A 17,715-nucleotide genomic window follows, 5' to 3' on the forward strand; every position below is an offset into this window, starting at 1 on the left:
AACGCTACAACTCAGAATGGTGGCCTGTGGGCAACATGGCCGTGGGCCGCTGCTCTCAGGCCGCCTTGACGACCAGCAGCTCGTCCCATTCCGTGGTGTAGCGCGGAGACAGGGCCTCGCGCTTCATGCCCCAGTCGGGCGCCTCGACCATCCCGGCACGGCCCAGGCCAATAGAGCCGGTTCCGAACCTGTCCATGATGTCCCCCAGCAGAGACCCGATGTGTTTTTCCTCGTGAGCGGTGGCAAACATGGGCAGCTGCGGCGCAGCTCCGGCCGGCGACAGATCCATCAGCATCACTCCTGCCCTGGCGTACGGCACACCGTCCACGATCCAGTGCTCCAGGGCTGAGGTCGCAGCCTTGGTCAGGACCACCGGATCTGCCGTCGGCGCCGGCAGTTTCACGGTCGCAGACGGGAACGAGGAGAACCGTTCGTTGAAGCGGGGCGTGCCGGCGACGCAGGACATCAGCTTGGTCTGCTGGTGGTCCTTCGCCAGCCGGATGGCAGCCTGCTGGGCAACGGACCGGACGCAGCAGGAATTCCCTAAACGAATCGCGCCTGCATAGGCCAGTGGACCTGGGTGTCATTATCGTGAAACACGCCCTGCCCGGGAGCCTGCTCCGTCCCATCTGTCAGCGGCTGCCGGCCCTCAGCGTGTAGGTCTTCTCAATGACGCCGGAGCCTTCCTGGCCACGCACCTGCCAGCCCCACCAGTACGTCCCCACATGCTTCCCAAGCAGCGGCGCATCTTCTGTGAAGGTCTTGAAGTGACCGCGCGCCAGGTGGCGTCTGCCTGTCCCTTCTGCCTCTCCCCCGCCGCCGGCGGACCCTCGGGTGTTCCCGTCGATGACGACCTCGTGGAAGGCATCGCCTGTGAGTCCGGCTCCTGCTGAGCGGCCCGAGCTGCGCTCCCGCAGGCTCACATTGCGGCAGTTCATCAGGGCCAGGGCGAAGAAGACTCTGTTGATCGCCTCGACAGCCGGTGCCGCCGGCGGGGACTGACCTTCTTCAACGGCATATCCGCTGGTGACCATGCTTTTGGACTCCCCGAACGGGTTCCCTGGCCGAAGAATGCTCTTGTACGCCATGAATTCCAGCCCAGTCAGGAATCCCCTGTCATCGAGCCGGAACCGGACATCCTGCTCCAGCCGGGTGGAGAGCCCGTCGACATCGCGCAGGTAGGCTTCGATCCAGAATTCATGATCCGCCCCCGTAAAGGGCTTCTCCATGAAGTTGGTCCGGGTCTTACTGCGGTGAACCATTGCCCCGATTCGGCGGACGTTCGGACGGGACGGTAAACCCTCGGGCACTTCCGCTTCGACCCACAGCGCCTCGGCTCCAGGTCTGACGGGACCGATCTTCTCGACGAAGGACGCCTGGTCTACGCCTGCGGGCAGGAATTCCATCATCTCGGAAGCGTCCACCATGAGCGGGGTCCCGAAGTCGGCAGTATCCAGATAGATGCTGATCTTGGCCCGGTAGATCTTGAAGTGACGCCGCCACTTTTCGGGCATTCGTTTGGTGTTGAACACCATGTCGTTCGTCTTCATGTCTCCCCCATTGCCCTACAAGCCCAGAGGCAGTCTACGAGACGGCGCAGACCAAACCGCTCCGCCTGCAATCCTCATCCGAGGCTGCTGCCGGGAAGCTCACGCGCTACCGGCCTGGCGCCGCTGCACGATCCACGAACCCGCGACAGTCAGCAGCGCGAAAGCAACGCCTGCGAGGGCACCTATCCACGATCCAACTACTAAGCCCACTCCCCGGAGGTCCAGTCCCCGACCTTCTGACAGGCCCGGGACGTAGGGGGGCGGGAACAGTTTCATGACCACGGGAGCCGCAAACGCCGCGTAGATGAAGCAGCCCAGAATGCCGAGGATCAGGTATCGAGGCACCCACGCTGTCGACAGCTTGTGGTGAACGATGATGCCCGCAATCATCAGGAGAACCCCTGGGGCTAGTGACAGCACCCAAAACGCAGCCAGCTCGAAATCGTTGTAATCCACAGTCCCTTATCCCCTCGTCCAGGAACGGTCCAGCCTAGCTCCCGCAGCGACGAGCTCTATGCCAGCGCCTGGGAGCGGGGCTTTCAACACGCCCGCACAGTGAGCAGAAATGTCAGCCCCCCGGCTCATACTGTGCGCATGATCGAAATACGTCGGCTCTTTCCGCGCAAGTGGGAACCGTCAGATCCCCTCGTCGCCTACAACAACGCGGACGGGCAGGTTGTCATCGCTGCGGCAACGGGCAGGGGAAACAACTCCTACTACGACCGCTACGGTTACCAGGGCTCCAAGGAGATCGTCTGCATCGACTGCAAGGAAGACGGCCGCGAAGTCCCGGTGCAGCTCGTCGACGCCAAAACGCGATGCAAGCACTTCCGCCATCAGGCCGGGGAGGCCCCCGACGGCCTGCGCCGCCACGGCGAGACCGCTGAGCACCTGCACGGTAAGCGCTTCATCATGGACTGGGCCAGAGACCAGCACCACATCCTTCCTTGGTCCGTCGAAGATGAGGTCTGGATCCCCGGCGTCCGGCTGCGCAGCGACGTCAGGGCGACGGCAACCTCCGGGCGACATCTGGCATTCGAGGTCCAGCGCAAGCCAATGGACAGCAAAGAGTGGGACCGCCGCCACGGCGGCTATCAGACGGCAGGCATCCGTGACGTGTGGCTGTGGTCTCCGGACGTTCCTGATCTGGTTCTCGATTTGCCGCTGACCAGCGTCGTCCTGGATATGGAGTACGAATCCCTCGGTGTCCTCGTGGCTATGTACTCGGGCAGTTACCGCCACCCCACGGCTGAGCGGTACCTCATGACTCCCGCCCACTACGCCTCCGCCCCGCTGTCGGAGTGGAGGCTGTCGGACGCAGGGTCCCTGGTGCCTCCACCAGGGATTGTTGAATTCATTGGGCACAAGCCGGAACCGGCCCGGCTGGCACAACTCACGGCCCATCGGGAAGCGCTGGCCCGGCGGACGTCCAGGCAGCCGACGACGTCGGTGGAACGGCGGACGGACGCACTCAGGCAGTACCGGAGCCGCACCAGTTACAGCCAGGTACTGGGAGCCAGCGCAAGTGCGCCGCGTATCGACCCGGAACGGGAAGCGCAACGTGAGGCAGAGGCCATCGAACGTATTATGGGCCGCAAACGCTAGAAAATTTGTAAGCACGAGCGTGCGACTGCTTCGCTTCAAACGACTTGAACTCGCGTCCAACACGCTGTTGGACGTTTCAATGATTACGGCCGGTACGCTCGATGCCGATGCCTAGGCACCCGCAGGACCGCAGTGACCCCGGCCAGGGCCAGCGGGAACGCCACGACTGCGGCCAGGTGACGCTTCAGGTCGTAGGGGTCCTGAAGTGCCGCCCAGCCCACCAGAATTCCTGGCAGGCCAACGCAGACGCTCACCCAGACCGGGTTGCCACGAAGGCGTGACCACGCGGCGGCCGCGAGTGACAGCGCGCAGCCGGCGAAGATATAGCGACTGCCTATCCATGTCTCTTCCTGATCGGCCGGATTCGGCAGCCCGACATGCCAGTCGGCCCGCATGATTCCGTAGCCGATGAGGACGATCGAGGCGAGTGCCAGCAGGGTCCACGCGATGGTTGCAGTCCACCAGCGGCCCGCTATAGAGATCTCCTTCACGCTCCTGCTTCCTTAGGGACAATCATCAGAAGGGCTCTACGCCCGCGCCCGCGCTACGTCGTAGCCGGCAGACTTGAGCAGGTTGTTCCGTGCTCTGTCATAGCGCCTCGTGGTCCGCGGATCAGCGTGGCCCCTGCTGTCCTGCAAGGCTTGCAGCGAGGTTCCGCTCGTGCCCGCTCTGGAGCGAGTGAAATTTCATGGACTCAGCATGGCACACACGTGCCCGCGTAAATGAAGTCGCTTAGACGAGCGCCGCCCCGTTTGCCCTTAGGCTTTAGCGGCCACACCATAACTGTCATTATGTTGTGGATTGACTGCGTACTCTCTGCCGAGCAAGCGGACAGCAGCCTGGTCAGTACTTGGACCACGACTCGCCGGCCTCGGGACCTTGGGGGTCGGCCCCGCGCCAACAGATTTCTTCCGGAAGCTGCAGCGGCAGGATAGGCCCGCCTGGCACAGGAACACCTGACAAGTAGATTTCGTATCCGGCCGCCGTTCCCCTCGAACCCACAAGGGGTGCAGGACCGACTGCCACTCCCCGGAGCCGGCTGAGGACCCTGGGCCCGGCCGCCATGGACAGCTCAGCCAGGGCCGCGAGGAATTCGAGGACGTTAGCAGCGGATTCGCCACCCGGAACCGAGGCGGCACGCCTGAGCTTCCTCCCATGGGTTTCCACAGGGTTCAAACCCTCAGTTATACGGAGTTATTAGGCGTTATTGGTTTTTTCCTATAAGCGGCAAATAGTTGGACAGTGTCGCAGCGAGAGCGCTCCTAGCAAGTCATGACCGCGGGCATCTAGAAACGGTTCTCAGACAAACCCTCGATTGTTGCATTTTTCATGGTCCAGCCGGCGGGATCCAGCTCGCGGCGCCCGCCCCACCATCCGCCGTAGTTCCATGACTGCTGTTTTGCCATGTCAAGGACTTCGAGGATTGCGTCCGCGATCTTTTCATCTGGGATGTCGCAGAATATCTCGCTTCTGATCTCGGATCTACTTTCCAGTTTCTGGACCGCGGGCATGACCCTGTGCTGGTGATAGGCAGCACAGCTTGGGTAGTACGCAGCTTCTGATGATGATGCCTCTTCAACGGATGCCAGAGACAAGCAGCACCAGAGGAAATCGAACTGACACAAGGAGTCCATAAAGACTTCATTCGAATCCAAGCTGGCGACGTTCTGCATGTCTGGTCGAAGTTCAGGACTGTCGCGTAGCAGCTCGGCGGATAAGGCAATGATATTTCCGCCATTGGCCGCCTCGTCTGAACGTACCAGCAGGTTCTCTCTGGAAGCCTCCGTCAAGGCATGCCTAATCCAGGACCTGTAGGAGTAAGTTCCGTCGCCAATTCGCATCAGGACAATGCTCGGTAGGGCTCCATATTGGTTGCTTCGAACGGCGACGGCACCTACGGCCATGACACGGAGAATGATGGCCAGCCACTTAGCTTGCGCCCCTGCTCTTCCTGCTGTTCTACCTGGGGTGGTGAGGTGGCTCTCGTACAGCTCAGAGAGTGCGTCCATGGCCTGCTTTACGGCGGACAGATCGCCCACGGTCACAGCTTCAGCCGCGACAGCCGCGATCCGGTCGAGCGCTACTTCACTTTGCTTGTCGTCTGCACCATGGAGATAGACATTCTTGGCCTCATTCAGAAATTTTCGGAGGGCCCGAACGTTACCCTCAATAAGGGTCGTGCCTACTGCCTCCGTGAACGTAGCCGCGTTCATAGCCAGGTCCGGAATCACCGTTGCCCGTGCAGTTGAGGTACCAACCATCTGCAGAGTCCGTCGGATAAGCGCGTCCACGTCCTGGCGAGATTCAGTACGTTGCTGATTCCTGAAATTCGCAAGAACGTTACCCCACGTCTTGTGTGTGACTACGGCGTTGGACGTTCCCTCACGAGTAAATACAACTCCACGGTCAAAGCGTTTGATTCTGCCGCCACTCGAGCTCGGTGCGGTACCCTCCTTGGCCATCACCGCCGGTATTCCATCTGCTGGAGGCGCGATATAGATAACTGCCATGCAAGCAGGTTCGCCCGCAAGGTAAAGAGTGTGCACCTGGGCGCGGATGTCGATGGGCGCATCGACATAACCTCTGACAATTTCGGTAAGTGCGGCGGAATCGAACATCTCCTTTGTCGGGAGCAAAGCTCCTGGGGCCGGCGTTCCATCGTCATTCGCACCGATCACCAGATACCCGCCCCGCGGCTGATTCATCATGGCGGCACAGTCCTTGACGAAATCGAGCTTCTTCACGGGATCTTTGAGGTCCAGTTCCCTCTTGAAGTCCAGGTACGAGTGCTCTGCTCCAAGTGCAAGAAGCTCCCCAAGCTTCTCTTCCCCAACTTGGCCGTCGTAGGTGAAAGCTTGGGCTGGGCCTGTTGTTTCTGCCGCGGTTTCGCTCATCAGTTCATCCTAGGAAGGATTTCTGCCGAATCGCGGAGGCGCGTGTCAGTCTCGACTGGGCAGTCCTGAGACCTACAACGGCCACGGAACCACCCGTCAACGCCAAAGGACTGCTAAGCCGTCGTAGAGGTGACCCTTGAAGCAGAGTCCGAGCCCAGGACTACATCGAGTGGACCGCCGCTTATGAGCCGGATTCCCTGGAGCGCTGGCCCTGGATCAACCGCAGCAAACCTCGGCTCGTGCCTTCGGTTCTCATGGAGCTCAAGCTCGAAGAACTCAGTGCATGTGCTGTCGCACTCCAAAACGGTCACAATCGACTGAAATTCGACCAGTTCACCGCAGGCGTGCGCGCCCTCGCCCGACTAGCAACGGAGTGACCAGCCACCTTCATTGCCTGACTCTCGGTTGTGGCTAGCTACGGGCCTTTTCGCTCCGGAGGACCTCGGCACCAAGGCCAAGTACTAGCATGTCTCGTACAACCAGGAGGCAGTGATGGCCATAACCATAAGCGAGGCTCGCCGCGACCTCGTCCGTCTCATCGAGCGAGTCAATCTCGACCGCACCGAGGTTGAGATCATGTCAAAGCGTGGATCCGCGGTCTTGATGTCGAAGGATGAGTACGACGCGTTGGTGGAAACAAGCTACCTGCTGAACTCACCGACGAACGCGCACCGCCTCATGTCGGCTCTGGAATCCGTCCGCGGCGTCGAAACTGTCGAGCACTAGTTTTGGAACCGTGACCGGACACAGTTCAGCTTGGACTGTCTGGTGGGAGGACTGCCCGCACGGGCAGTGCCGGCTTTGAACACCGGAGGAACTCCGCGGTGCCCGTCATGGCATCAACGACAAATTGCCTACTTCTACTCCAAGGAAGTGGCCGGCCCGCCAGCATGAGGCTTGGGATCACCACCGCGATAGTTCGGCCTGACGATGGGCGGCAGCTTCATCCCGGCCAGAGCCTTCACCGTCGGCGAGGTCTCACGGCTGAGCTGCTCGTCGAGGGTGACCTTCAGCCGGGCAGCGAGGATTTCGCGGCGCAGCGTGGCGAACACCTCGTCCTTGTGCGACGGGTCGTAGGTTCCGCGCTTAGTCACGCCATCGACGCGTTGGTACGGCCTGATAATCTGCGGCAGATCCATCGCGGCCAGGCGCCTCACCGTCACCGAGGTGGGACGGTCCAGTTCCTCATCGAGGGTGACCTTCAGTCGTGCGGCGAGGATTTCGCGGCGCAGCGTATTGAACACATGGCCCTTGCCGTCCTGGCGGTACTTTGTGGACTTCGTCATGCGGCTCCTCCTCGTTGCTCCCATCATGGCCCGTTGCCGCCCGATGGTCGATGCCCCCGTCGCTGTGCAACATCGACGGCATCTCCGTGGAAAGGCTTCGCTAGACGTCACACTCGGAACATGTTGGGAAACATTCCGGAGGGGCGGTAGAGGGCGCCCGCTGGTGGCAAGCTCTGCTCATCAACCGCCGCAATTGATCGATTACGAACAGAAGCGGGTTGATGGTGTCCAGGCAATGACCAGCACCTCGGGTGCAGGCTTCGATCCGAGCTGGCACCCGAGGCATTAGTGATCGGCTGCTTCCCGTAACTACGTTCCCAACATGAGGAACCAGACGACGGCGACGGCGACCACAGAAGTTCGTTGCGCCTACCGCCTCACACTTGATCCAACTCCGCAGCAGGCCCACCTCGAATTTGCCGGCCCCGACGTGGCGCCAGCAGTGGCACTGGCCTCGATTCAGCGGCCTCGGCTCCAAGCCCAAAACTCGCCAGTTGACCTTATGCTGCGCGGCTTCAGACAGGGCGATATTCTCACGCGCACCGGGGTGGATGTTGGCTACCATGGACGCTCGCTGCGCGATTCAGCAAAGGGTGTCGATCGTTTCGAGTACAAGGTCGAGCATGTTCGTGTCCGGGTGGATCAGACTGTTGTTCTGGAAGCTGTTGCTGCCCACGCAGAAGGGGCCTCTAAGATCGCGACACTGGGGCTACTAGGTCTTTCCGGCGAAAACACAGTGACCCTGCGGCGGCTCTTTGCTTCCTTGGGCTGTGCGGTTGAGTTCGCGGCAGCGGATACTGCTTTCAGGCGCGGCAACATGGTTGCGGGCATGCTCGCCAAGCATGGCGTTGCGAACCCCTTTGAGTTGACGGAGTTCCAGGAATCGGCTGAACAGACCCGCTTAGAACGGTATGGCGGCAAGTACACTTTCTCAGCAGATTCTTCCTTGGCGGAATCAGCCCGGGCCAGTTTTGCCCGGCATATGGCCGACGAGGCCTTTGCTGAGGATCTGCGCGGCAGAAAAGCCGCAGCGACTCGCGACCGTTATGGCGTGGATTATCCGAGCCAGAGCCCTGTGGTGCAGGCCATCACGAGAGCCACATTCCAGGAACGGTACGGGGTGGATCATGCCTCACAGCGCCCGGAGGCCCGTGCCCGGCAGGCCGCCCTGGCCCGGGCGGACGGCAAGAGACGGGCTGCAATATCCCGGCAGACGAATCTGGCACGCTACGGTGTGGAATCCGCTTCCCAGTTGTCTGCGAACCGTGAGCGTCAGTCGAAGCTGATGCTGAAGACTAACGCGGAGCGCAGCAAGAAGGCACGGGCTACGACATTGGAGAAGTACGGTGTCCTTTATGCGTCTCAGCGGCAGGAGCGACGAGCGGCCCATTCGACGTTTATGAAAACGAATGGTGTTGAGTTTGCGGCACGCTCGCGGGAGACGAGCTTGGAGCGTTACGGGTTTCCCAACCACGCCCAGACAGAGGAGCGGCGTGAGAGCCAGTCGCGAAGGATGCTGGATCCGGAGCACCAGCGGCGCATCAACGAGGCCAAGCGGGCCAACAACTCGTTTAATGCTTCGGCACCGGAGGAGGCCCTTCATGGCCTGCTTGTTGGGCACTTCGGCAAGTCTGACGTTCTCCGCCAGCACAGCGACCTGCGTTACCCCTACCGGTGCGACTTCTTCATTCCTTCACGGAATCTGTTCATCGAGCTCAACGGGATGTGGACCCACGGCGGCCACTGGTTTGACGAGGACAATCGCCACGACCGGCTGCTCGTGGAAAGTTGGCGGGCCAAGAGCTCAGCCTTCTACGACACAGCTATCCTCCAGTGGTGTCAGCGGGACACGGCCAAGCGCAGCGCTGCCGGCGCCGCGCAACTTAACTACGTGACGATCTGGGACAGCCAGAATCTAGACGACGCACGGCTCTGGTTGGCAATGGGGGCACCCGACGGCGGCGATTGGAAGCAGGAATACAGCTGGCTGCCTGTCCGTGAGCTGAACCTGAATGGGACTCCCCCGGTGCCGGATCAGCGTCCGCGAACGGCGGCCAATGGCGTCAGGGCAGTCAACTGGCAGGAGTTTTACCGGCGTGAGTTGGCGTTGTGGGAGGGTACCGGTTGCACCAAGTGGGGCACGGTGCAGGGGTTCTTGTACTCGAACCGCTACCGCTTTCTAGGCAAGTTGCCGCAGGAGCTTAGTGACTCAGAGATTCTGCGGGGCCTCTCCGTCAGCGGGCTGTTGAGGGGTCTTCCGTAGCACAGGCGTGAATGCCCGCTGAGATCACCACGGCTATGTCAGCATCAACGGCGGCCACGCAGGCTGCCCTTACGAGGGGCCGCCAGAGCGCACTGCAAATTGGCAGCCAACAGCCGCAGAATGTCTCACGCGGTGGTCGTGGCTGGAGAGGAGGGCTGCCCGGTCCAGCGCTTCACCACATGGCGGGGATCTTCGTTGCTTTGAAATCATGTTGCGCCCGGACGATGGCGAATAGGGTTTCGTTCCCAATTTCGTTACGTCATTTCGTTCGTTTCATCATTTCGTTCGTAACGTCATCGACATGGGCAGGATGACTCCGCTTGTGACCGGGCGCTTTGGGCCCAAGTCCATGCAGGGGTGACGGAATATTCCTTGTACGAGTTGTAGACCTCCATGCCTGGACGATTCCTTGCCAGGGCAGCAAGCGGGGCGCGGCGCCTAGGACGCAGGCGGGTTGTTCAGGCAGGAGATGAACGGGCTCGGCTGGAAGATGGTGTAGGAGTTTGTCGACGTTTTCCAACAGATTGCTACAAAACTCCTACACCTTAAACATTGATTTACCAGTACAAAACTACTGAATGTAGCAATGTAGCTATGTAGCACTTAGATAGCTCACACATATGTATACGCCCGCGCACGCACACACGCAGTTTTGATGCTGATTCGGGGTGCTACATAGCTACATTGCTACAGGGGCTCAGATCACCAGCTAACTAAGCAAATACTGCGTAGGACGTGAGTCGTACAAGTGCTACACGAAGTGCTACATCGTACTCCTGAGCGGTCAGAATGACCTCCCGAGCACCACCGGGAACCCTGTTCTTGACGGGCAGGAGAACTTCCGCTTCTTGGTCAGGTGCGAGCGTGCGTGGCTGCGTGCGCCGCTCCGGCAGGTCCGTGGTGGCGCTACTGTGCCAAATCTTCCACAGAGACTTACGTCATCTTGTGCGACAGGAGATCTACCTATCCGGGGGTCCAACGACCACCTACGGCCAGCTTGGGCGGAACCGCCGACCGCCGTTGCTGTCGAAAAACGTGATCGCCTAATGCGTTCGCAGTGGGAAATCCCCTACATAAGACAGAAGCCCCACCCGGGTCATCCGGATGGGGCTTCTTTTTTCGCTGAGGTCCAGCGGATTGAACTAACTCGTGACCCGGGCTTTATCGACGAAGCGATGAGGCCGGATCATTGGTGGCAGCTTCATACCTGCCAGACGCTTGACCGTGGGGGATGTCGGACGCTTCAGCTGCTCGTCCAGGGTGACCTTGAGCCGAGCGGCGAGGATCTCGCGACGCAGGGTGTCGAACACTTCTTCCTTGCGACTCTTGCGAATGACGCGGTAGTTCTCACCTGTTGCCATCGTGCACCTCCTTGTTGTCCCTCACATTATCGCCCGGAGCCGGTGAATCGTCTACGGACGAGGGTGTCGCTGAGTTTCCGAATCCTCTGAAAAATGTGCGAATAAGCGCAAACTTACCGCGGGGGACCTCTCCCTGACCTGCGGAATTCGTCAACTCTGTTGAGCCTGCTGTCCCGGCGGCACGGGCGTCTTTAGCGTCCATCGCCGCCATCGACTCATAGCCGGCTATCACGCCATAGATCAACGCGGCCTTCCCGGCATCCTCGGGTGGAAGTTTGTCCGCCTGCTCCCGGAGATGTTCGAGGACGTCGAAATCTTCGGGAGCGAAACTTATCAGCGACAGCAGGTCCTCGGCCGAGAGATCGTCCTGCTCGCTGGCTTCCTTGATGAGCTGTGCGATGTCCTCGTCCTTCATCCCGGTATCACCGGTCTCCCAGACAGCATCTATCAGCTCCTTGTCCTTGGGACCGGCAAGCTCGCTCTGGGCCAGCAGGTCGAGCAACCCTGTGCCATAGGCATACATCCGCGTGTCTTTGGAGGCGGAGGCTTCGAGGGCCCATTGTGTTCGCTTCCACCACTCGCTCCGGGCATCGGCTTCACGTTTCTGTCTGACGGTCTTCAGACCAATGACAAGAGCTACGACAGCGGCTATGAGGACGGCGATGGGACTGGCGTCGGCGAGCCTGAAGCCAGGATCGGTGGGCGCCAGATTCTGCAAAGCGGTAATAACCCTGTCGGCTATTTCCTGTATCTGTTTTTCATCCATCGCTTTGTAGCCTACGGGTTCGCTCCGGGATAGCGCTCATCCTGGATCTTGGCGATGGCTCTGAGTGTTTCAGGGTCCACCGGTCCGAAGGCATGAGCGGCGCACGCCGCACGCTGTGTAGCAGTTCCAGCTCGGCTTCCACCCGTTCGGGGAGCGTGCCGTCCTCCTGGAACAGGTACCTGGGATCTAAATCGAAGACAGTTGCGAGAGCGCACAGGGCCTCACGGGGGCGATATGGTCTTTGAGGAGGTATCTTCGGGTGAAAAGTACTGCCCGTCTTCCTCCCCAACGATCTCCGACCCCATCGGCTATCCGACTGACTCACGGGCTCAATGATCTGGATCCGGTGAGTGCAGTGGGAACCTCCTATCCTCCGAGCCGGACAACAGCAGCCGCACGCCCACGCAGACCCCAGCAGGAGCTAGCGGAGACACACGCGCCATCCGGGGACCGCGGCAGGCAAACAGCGGGCTGGCAGCAGGTCCGCGCAGCACTTCACCGGCGCTGGACCCGCGCACCATACTGCACCTGCCAGCTCCAACTTAGGAAGACACTGCTAGTTGGACGCCACGTAGCCGTGCCTTCAGTCCAGCAACCAGATACAGAGCGTTTGCGGGCATCTACTCAGCGACATAGCCTCACCCCGAATGAACGATGAAGGAGCACCCATGTCAGAGTCGAATGCCCCGGCGAAGAAGAGCCGTTTCAATGTATTCCTGCCGCTCGGGATCGTGTTCCTGGCCGTTGCTATCGCGTTGATTTTCCTGGGCACTAACGCCTGGATCGCGTTCTTCACGATGGCCATCACGTTCCTCATCCTCGGGATGCAGAATCGCACCACCAGAAACAAGCGTCAGCCCGGCGAGGATTCACATGGCTGACGCAGTCTGGGCTGGATTGGCTGCATTAGACACAGGCATCTCAGCTGGGTCAGGACGCTGTCGGGAAACTCACAGCACTTGGTTGGGAAGTCGATGGGGCGCGTGGTGTACCTTGCTTGGCAGACACCCCACAAAGCCAGAAATGAGACGGTTTTCCTTGGCAACCGATTACGACGAACTTCGATCCGACGTCAAAAAATCTCAGCACAACTCCCTGGAGGCGCTGCGTTCCGCCAACACCCCCGACGCCCGCAGCGTGGGCCGGGAGCTGGACTAAGCAGACACAGTCGACGGGTTGATCTTCCCGGGGATTTTATAGCCGAGGAACTGATCATCCGGGTCGTCCCGCAAGCCGACGACGAGTTCACCTGTTACTCCTGTTTTCTGGTCCGCCACCGCTCCCAAGAGGCCCGTCAAAAGACCGGCCACGCTTACTGTGTTGAGTGTGAAGGCTGAACCAGAGTTCTGAATGGCTCACGCACGTTTTTCATAGCTGCTAGAACCCAGCAAGGCGTGACCGGGCACGCAGGCGCCGTCCGCTGCGGTAAGCCTCCGCCGATGAACTGAGAGGAAACCATGTTGCACTCTTTCGAGGACGACCCGCGCACGAGCACCCAGAAACAGGTCGATTTGGATTCGTTGGACGTGACCATCTCGATGTACGCGGTCGACGACCACGATAGAAAGCGAAAAGCCCAGTCGGTATTCCGCGCCGAGCGGGGGGATTGGAACGCTGTTACCGGGACGTACCGTCAGTTCAAGGCAGAGACCGGATTCTCATCATTGGGTATGCCGCCCTACGCAGACGCGGGCGAGGTCTGGCTTGTCACCGATGCGGGAACGGGCGGCGGCGGCGCCCTCCGCATCGCAGGAGCCGCCGAAGTGCATCGGATACCCGATGGCGGCAAGCTGGCCTGGGTCTGGGTTCATCCACTCAGGCGCGGCTCCGACAAGACGTACACGCCTCGGCTCGCAAATCGACTCCGCGACGAGTACGGGACTTTGACTCCCCTACCGGAGGACATCAGTTCCGAAGCCATCACCCCCGCCGGGCGTCGGTTCTTAGATCGTTACTTTCCGAGTCCACAGCCCTGACCCTTCGGAGCTGAACAGTGAGGATACTGTGTCAGCAGCAGCCAACTCCCGCCGGACCGTCGCGCCCGACTGTGCCCGCCTGTCGCTACCGAGTGACGACCAGTAGGTCTCCGACCGCGCAGTCGAGGACATCGCAGATCGCGGTCAGCGTGGAAAAGCGGATCGCGCGCGCCCGGTCGTTTTTCAGCACAGACAGGTTGACGAGACTGACCCCTACCCGCTGGCTGAGCTCGGTCAAGGTCATGCCCCGGGCCGCGAGGAGCTCATCGAGTCTGCAATGTACCCTCTGCTCTTCATCTGACGCGGGAGCCATCAGATCAGCCCGTCCAGTTCCAGCTGCTGACGCCGGCCCGTCTCGAACATGCTCGCGAGAGCGGCAGCGCCCAGACCAACCGCGACCGGCCACACGTCCAGTTCCATGAGGAAGAACTCACCTGTTTCCTGTTGCGGAAGCAATGCAATCCGGTCCAGGACCGAGTGATAGGCCATTGCATTCATCAGGGGCCCCAGGAGTCCCCAGGCCATCAGAGCCAGGCCCGAGATGCCGACGGCGAGGGCCAGTTGCTTGCCGAAGCCTGTGCCACGGTACACAGACCAACTGATTAGTCCCAGAGTCGCCGCGGACAACAGGCCCGCAAGACCGCCCAGGAGCCCTGATCCGAGCAGCAAGAAGCGTTCGGTCGCGTTGAGGCTGGCCGGCTGCACATCGGCTGTGGCGTACGCGGCCTTGAGGACCTCGCTGTTGCCCTCTCCCAGAGCCGGCGTCACCAGGTTCGTGAGGGGCACATTCAGCAGCGGCGTGCTCGCCAGTCCGGAGTACACAGTCGCGATCGCAGAAACAGCGATGCCGAGCGCGGCCAGTCCAAAGACGATCGCAAACAGCAATGCACCCTTGCGGTCCAAATAAGCCAATGTGTTCGCCACAGTCCATCCCCAATCCGGAGTTTATCGTTTGTCGTTAACATAACGACAAACGATAAATACGTCAAGGCGGCCGGAGAGGTTGATTGAGTGACTCACTCGCCCCGACCGTGCACGGGCCTGGCGTTCGCTGGGGGTTCTCCGACCTCGTGGATGGTATGGCCGCCACAAGCCGTCTTGGTTACGCTGGCGCGCTCGATGCGCGACACGGTGAACCATCGCATGGCGTCGCGCAGCCGGCACCACCCAACTAGGTACCACTGGCCGTTCGTGGAGGCGAACAGCACTGGCTCAACCTCGCGGGTGGTCGTGGTCTCGTCTCTCGATGTGTAGCGAATGCGGATCACTCGCTGCTCGGCCATCGCCTCCTCCAGTGCCGACTTGATTGCGCGCGAAGAGGAGGGAAGCGCGTTGACCCAGACACGGTGGGCCAGCTCGTCGGCTCGTGCTCGGGTTTTGGGATCGAGGACGTCCAGGATCTTCTGGATACCTGCTGCTGCCAGATCGGAGTAGGGGGCATCGGGTGCAGCGGACACGGCTGCCATGAGCGCCACGGCCTGCGCTGGGGACAGGCTGACAGGCGGCAGGGACGCGCCTATAGCCAATCCGTAGCCACCGCCCGGACCTGGGCGAGACCAGATAGGCGCACCGCTGTTCTCTAACGCATCGAGGTCTCTCTTGACCGTGCGCACGGATACCTCGAACTCCCTCGCCAACCGTTCGGCGGAAACCCCCCGCGCGCCGCTGCGGCGCAACATCTCTGATAGAGCATGGAGCCGCTCTGCACGCTTCACTGCTCAGACCCAGGCCAATTCATGACACAAATAGTGACATACCCTTGTCCGTAACGCCTGCAAGGGTAGTGACATGACAACTACGGCAAGCAGTCCAACCATCATTCTCATCGCCGGCCACTGGCTGGGCGCTTGGGCCTGGGATGAAGTCCTTGAACACCTCACAACCGACCACTCTCGTGCCATCGCGATGACACTGCCCGGTCTCGACGGGGACGATCCCGAGCGTGTGGCGAAGACTCTCGACGATCAAGCCGCAGCAATCCTGGGCGTCATTGCTCGACACGGTAATCAGCCTGCAATTCTCGTCGCCCACAGTGGGGCTAACGCTCCCGTCAGCCTCGTCATGGACCGGCACCCTGAGCTTGTCCACCGGGTGGTGTGGGTCGACTCCGGCCCTGTAGCGCAGGGAAGTGCCTTCGCCCCGGATCTCCCGGAGGAGTTGGAGGAGCTTCCGCTGCCGTCGTTCGATGTGCTCGCGCAGCAGGCGAGCCTCGAAGGTCTGAGCGCAGAGGTCCTCGAACAGTTTCGGGCCCGGGCCGTCCCTGAGCCCGGCGCCGTGCTTCGTCAGCCCATCGTGCTCACCAACGACGCCCGCCGCAGCGTCCCGACCACCCTGGTGTGCTGCTCGATCCCGAGCACGCAGGTGATGGAGCTGGCCCGCGCAGGCCATCCCATGTTTGCCGAAGTCGCCAACCTCGAACACCCCGACGTCATCGACCTCCCCACGGGGCACTGGCCCATGTGGAGCCGCCCCCTCGACCTCGCCAAGGCCATTCAGTCAGCGGCTTCTCGAACCAACTGAACTGCACGTACAACCTGAAGGGGTCGGCCGAATCAGGCTGGCCCCTTTCCGTCTGCTAGCTGGTCGGCCATCATGCACGAATTGGGATCCCTTAGCGGGCGGAAGCCTCAAGCGAAACCTGGCGAGCGATGTCGCGTGCGCACTCTTCCGATGAGCTATGCGTGGTGTCGACCTCGACGTCGTAAACAACTCCGTCGTGCACGCTTCGGGCTTGCTGTCGCGCCATCCCTTCCACGCGGTCGGGGCGTCGGGCCTCGCGGGATGCGGCGGCGTCCGGGTCGCAGCGCACGGCCACCCAAAACAGCTCAACATCGCTGAAGGCTGACCGCAGTCGCTCCTGTCCCGCTTCCCCTGACAGAAGGACCTCATCGAGGATCAGGTGGGCCCCTGCGCCGGCCATGCCGTTGAGCCCGGTGTACCAACTGCGTTCCAAGGCCCGGTGCTCAGCACTGAAGGTGATTGTACCGTCCTGCTCGAAGGTGATTCCCGCGCGCGGGCTGTCACCCCCAGCCGGAAGTGCGTCGATGAATGTGTCGACGCCGAAGGTCAACCAGATACCCGGGAGAATTTCCTGAAGAGCCCGAGCAATTGAAGATTTACCGGAGCTTGATCCGCCGTTCAGTACGATCACTTGGGGTTTCTGACTGGTCGACACCCCGCGAGCCTAGTACGGAATGGACGATTAGGGCACGCCCGTAAGCCAGTCCGTAAGGGGAACGTTCAGTGGGCCTCTTTTTGGCCGGTGGAATGGTATCGGCGGATAAGCCGTCGAGTATGAAATGCCGCCAGCAACCCGGAGACTGTGGCGAAGCCGGCTCCGAATCCTGCCAGCGCCAACCCGGTGGCTCCCAGTGCCTGGAAGGCGATGACGGTGTAAACGGCCGTCACCGCGGCTGCTCCCAATCCAGCGGTGAGCGCGCGTGGCAGTACAACGGATAAGGACGTATTGGCGTCAATCCAAAGCGCCGCTACCGAACCGGCACCCGCTGCCAGCCCGGCAACTGCTCCGATAAGGAGCCCAAGTATGGCGATGAAGAATATCTGACCGCCATTCATGCCCCAGAGCCCAAACTGCTCCGGAAACAGGGCTGCCTGAACGGTCGAAAACACTGAGGTGCCCGCGCTGATAAACGCACCCAGCAAGGCACCGGTGGAGACAGCCCGGACCAGGAGAGGCGACGCCACTGTCTTTACATTTCGCACGGCTGCCGGACCCATATCCGACACCCTAGCGGAAGGCGCAGGAGAAGTAGCGCCACCTGCACCGGTGAGAAGGTGGCCTATACGAGTCAGCCAACAACGATCGATTTTCGGCAGAGGCTAGGGGAGGTAGCTGAGCTGTGAGTTGTTTAGGGGTGCCACTGCGATACAGATCAGCAGGACCGCGGAGAGCCAAAGCATCCAGCCGCCGTCGAACCAGCCCCCCGAAGCCGATCTGATCCCTTTGAAGACCAAGATGGGCAGGGCGACAAGCTGAGCGAGGGTGATAGTCAT

Annotated in this window: 20 protein-coding genes and 1 pseudogene; 7 read left to right on the forward strand and 14 right to left on the reverse strand. The window is 61.0% G+C overall.

Annotation, left to right across the window (positions count from 1 at the left end; all coding sequences use genetic code 11):
- Positions 1-55: 55 nt before the first annotated feature.
- The 3 genes from ACZYZ3_RS01155 to ACZYZ3_RS01165 all read right to left on the reverse strand — a co-directional run bounded on the left by ACZYZ3_RS01155 (position 56) and on the right by ACZYZ3_RS01165 (position 2,006).
- Positions 56-571, reverse strand: coding sequence for a DUF4113 domain-containing protein (locus ACZYZ3_RS01155; protein ID WP_463962173.1), 516 nt, complete (start codon positions 569-571; stop codon positions 56-58).
- Between the two features lie 61 nt (positions 572-632).
- Positions 633-1,550: a hypothetical protein gene (locus ACZYZ3_RS01160; protein ID WP_463962031.1), complete on the reverse strand. Its 918-nt coding sequence runs from the start codon at positions 1,548-1,550 to the stop codon at positions 633-635.
- Positions 1,551-1,649: 99 nt separating this feature from the next.
- Complete coding sequence (locus tag ACZYZ3_RS01165; RefSeq protein ID WP_463962032.1) at positions 1,650-2,006, reverse strand: hypothetical protein; 357 nt, start codon at positions 2,004-2,006, stop codon at positions 1,650-1,652.
- 138 nt (positions 2,007-2,144) lie between these two features.
- Here ACZYZ3_RS01165 and ACZYZ3_RS01170 point away from each other — a divergent pair, with 138 nt between their 5' ends.
- Positions 2,145-3,155, forward strand: coding sequence for a competence protein CoiA family protein (locus tag ACZYZ3_RS01170; RefSeq protein WP_463962033.1), 1,011 nt, complete (start codon positions 2,145-2,147; stop codon positions 3,153-3,155).
- Between the two features lie 83 nt (positions 3,156-3,238).
- Here ACZYZ3_RS01170 and ACZYZ3_RS01175 read toward each other — a convergent pair whose 3' ends face one another.
- A complete protein-coding gene (locus ACZYZ3_RS01175) occupies positions 3,239-3,646 on the reverse strand; it encodes a hypothetical protein (RefSeq protein WP_463962034.1) in 408 nt (135 codons plus the stop codon).
- A gap of 795 nt (positions 3,647-4,441) precedes the next feature.
- Positions 4,442-6,049 carry an AlbA family DNA-binding domain-containing protein gene (locus ACZYZ3_RS01180; protein WP_463962035.1) on the reverse strand — a complete coding sequence of 536 codons (1,608 nt, stop codon included), beginning with the start codon at positions 6,047-6,049 and terminating at the stop codon, positions 4,442-4,444.
- A 492-nt stretch (positions 6,050-6,541) separates the two neighbouring features.
- On the opposite strand from ACZYZ3_RS01180, the gene ACZYZ3_RS01185 reads away from it, so the two are divergent.
- On the forward strand, positions 6,542-6,775 hold the full coding sequence (locus ACZYZ3_RS01185) for a type II toxin-antitoxin system Phd/YefM family antitoxin (protein ID WP_463962036.1): 234 nt from the start codon (positions 6,542-6,544) through the stop codon (positions 6,773-6,775).
- 134 nt (positions 6,776-6,909) lie between these two features.
- Here the strand turns inward: ACZYZ3_RS01185 and ACZYZ3_RS01190 are convergent, their stop codons facing one another.
- Positions 6,910-7,335 carry a hypothetical protein gene (locus ACZYZ3_RS01190; protein WP_463962037.1) on the reverse strand — a complete coding sequence of 142 codons (426 nt, stop codon included), beginning with the start codon at positions 7,333-7,335 and terminating at the stop codon, positions 6,910-6,912.
- 322 nt (positions 7,336-7,657) lie between these two features.
- Here ACZYZ3_RS01190 and ACZYZ3_RS01195 point away from each other — a divergent pair, with 322 nt between their 5' ends.
- Positions 7,658-9,598, forward strand: a complete 1,941-nt coding sequence (locus ACZYZ3_RS01195) for a DUF7487 domain-containing protein (RefSeq protein ID WP_463962038.1) — start codon at positions 7,658-7,660, stop codon at positions 9,596-9,598.
- A 1,142-nt stretch (positions 9,599-10,740) separates the two neighbouring features.
- On the opposite strand, the gene ACZYZ3_RS01200 is transcribed toward ACZYZ3_RS01195, so the two are convergent.
- Together ACZYZ3_RS01200 and ACZYZ3_RS01205 are read right to left on the reverse strand one after the other, a co-directional pair.
- Positions 10,741-10,959 carry a hypothetical protein gene (locus ACZYZ3_RS01200; protein ID WP_463962039.1) on the reverse strand — a complete coding sequence of 73 codons (219 nt, stop codon included), beginning with the start codon at positions 10,957-10,959 and terminating at the stop codon, positions 10,741-10,743.
- The gene (locus ACZYZ3_RS01205; protein WP_463962040.1) at positions 10,946-11,725 is read right to left on the reverse strand and encodes a hypothetical protein; all 780 of its coding nucleotides are present in this window, start codon (positions 11,723-11,725) and stop codon (positions 10,946-10,948) included. Before ACZYZ3_RS01205 ends, ACZYZ3_RS01200 begins: the two co-directional genes overlap by 14 nt.
- Positions 11,726-12,393: 668 nt before the next feature.
- On the opposite strand from ACZYZ3_RS01205, the gene ACZYZ3_RS01210 reads away from it, so the two are divergent.
- The 3 genes and pseudogenes from ACZYZ3_RS01210 to ACZYZ3_RS01220 all read left to right on the forward strand — a co-directional run bounded on the left by ACZYZ3_RS01210 (position 12,394) and on the right by ACZYZ3_RS01220 (position 13,701).
- Positions 12,394-12,606 carry a hypothetical protein gene (locus ACZYZ3_RS01210; protein ID WP_463962041.1) on the forward strand — a complete coding sequence of 71 codons (213 nt, stop codon included), beginning with the start codon at positions 12,394-12,396 and terminating at the stop codon, positions 12,604-12,606.
- Between the two features lie 157 nt (positions 12,607-12,763).
- Positions 12,764-13,062 (forward strand): annotated as a pseudogene (locus ACZYZ3_RS01215) (DUF4193 domain-containing protein).
- Between the two features lie 120 nt (positions 13,063-13,182).
- Complete coding sequence (locus tag ACZYZ3_RS01220; RefSeq protein WP_463962042.1) at positions 13,183-13,701, forward strand: hypothetical protein; 519 nt, start codon at positions 13,183-13,185, stop codon at positions 13,699-13,701.
- 85 nt (positions 13,702-13,786) lie between these two features.
- On the opposite strand, the gene ACZYZ3_RS01225 is transcribed toward ACZYZ3_RS01220, so the two are convergent.
- The 3 genes from ACZYZ3_RS01225 to ACZYZ3_RS01235 form a co-directional block, all read right to left on the reverse strand.
- Positions 13,787-14,014, reverse strand: coding sequence for a helix-turn-helix domain-containing protein (locus ACZYZ3_RS01225; protein ID WP_463962043.1), 228 nt, complete (start codon positions 14,012-14,014; stop codon positions 13,787-13,789).
- Positions 14,014-14,625: a hypothetical protein gene (locus ACZYZ3_RS01230; protein WP_463962044.1), complete on the reverse strand. Its 612-nt coding sequence runs from the start codon at positions 14,623-14,625 to the stop codon at positions 14,014-14,016. The genes ACZYZ3_RS01225 and ACZYZ3_RS01230 overlap by 1 nt, the downstream gene beginning before the upstream one ends.
- 92 nt (positions 14,626-14,717) lie before the next feature.
- On the reverse strand, positions 14,718-15,416 hold the full coding sequence (locus ACZYZ3_RS01235) for a helix-turn-helix transcriptional regulator (RefSeq protein ID WP_463962045.1): 699 nt from the start codon (positions 15,414-15,416) through the stop codon (positions 14,718-14,720).
- Positions 15,417-15,489: 73 nt separating this feature from the next.
- On the opposite strand from ACZYZ3_RS01235, the gene ACZYZ3_RS01240 reads away from it, so the two are divergent.
- Complete coding sequence (locus ACZYZ3_RS01240) at positions 15,490-16,221, forward strand: alpha/beta fold hydrolase (RefSeq protein WP_463962046.1); 732 nt, start codon at positions 15,490-15,492, stop codon at positions 16,219-16,221.
- A gap of 91 nt (positions 16,222-16,312) precedes the next feature.
- Here the strand turns inward: ACZYZ3_RS01240 and ACZYZ3_RS01245 are convergent, their stop codons facing one another.
- The 3 genes from ACZYZ3_RS01245 to ACZYZ3_RS01255 form a co-directional block, all read right to left on the reverse strand.
- Positions 16,313-16,852 carry a chloramphenicol phosphotransferase CPT family protein gene (locus tag ACZYZ3_RS01245; RefSeq protein WP_463962047.1) on the reverse strand — a complete coding sequence of 180 codons (540 nt, stop codon included), beginning with the start codon at positions 16,850-16,852 and terminating at the stop codon, positions 16,313-16,315.
- Between the two features lie 89 nt (positions 16,853-16,941).
- Positions 16,942-17,406 carry a hypothetical protein gene (locus ACZYZ3_RS01250; RefSeq protein ID WP_463962048.1) on the reverse strand — a complete coding sequence of 155 codons (465 nt, stop codon included), beginning with the start codon at positions 17,404-17,406 and terminating at the stop codon, positions 16,942-16,944.
- Between the two features lie 135 nt (positions 17,407-17,541).
- Positions 17,542-17,715, reverse strand: coding sequence for a hypothetical protein (locus ACZYZ3_RS01255; protein ID WP_463962049.1), 174 nt, complete (start codon positions 17,713-17,715; stop codon positions 17,542-17,544).

The sequence above is a fragment of the Pseudarthrobacter linnaei genome (assembly GCF_055412825.1).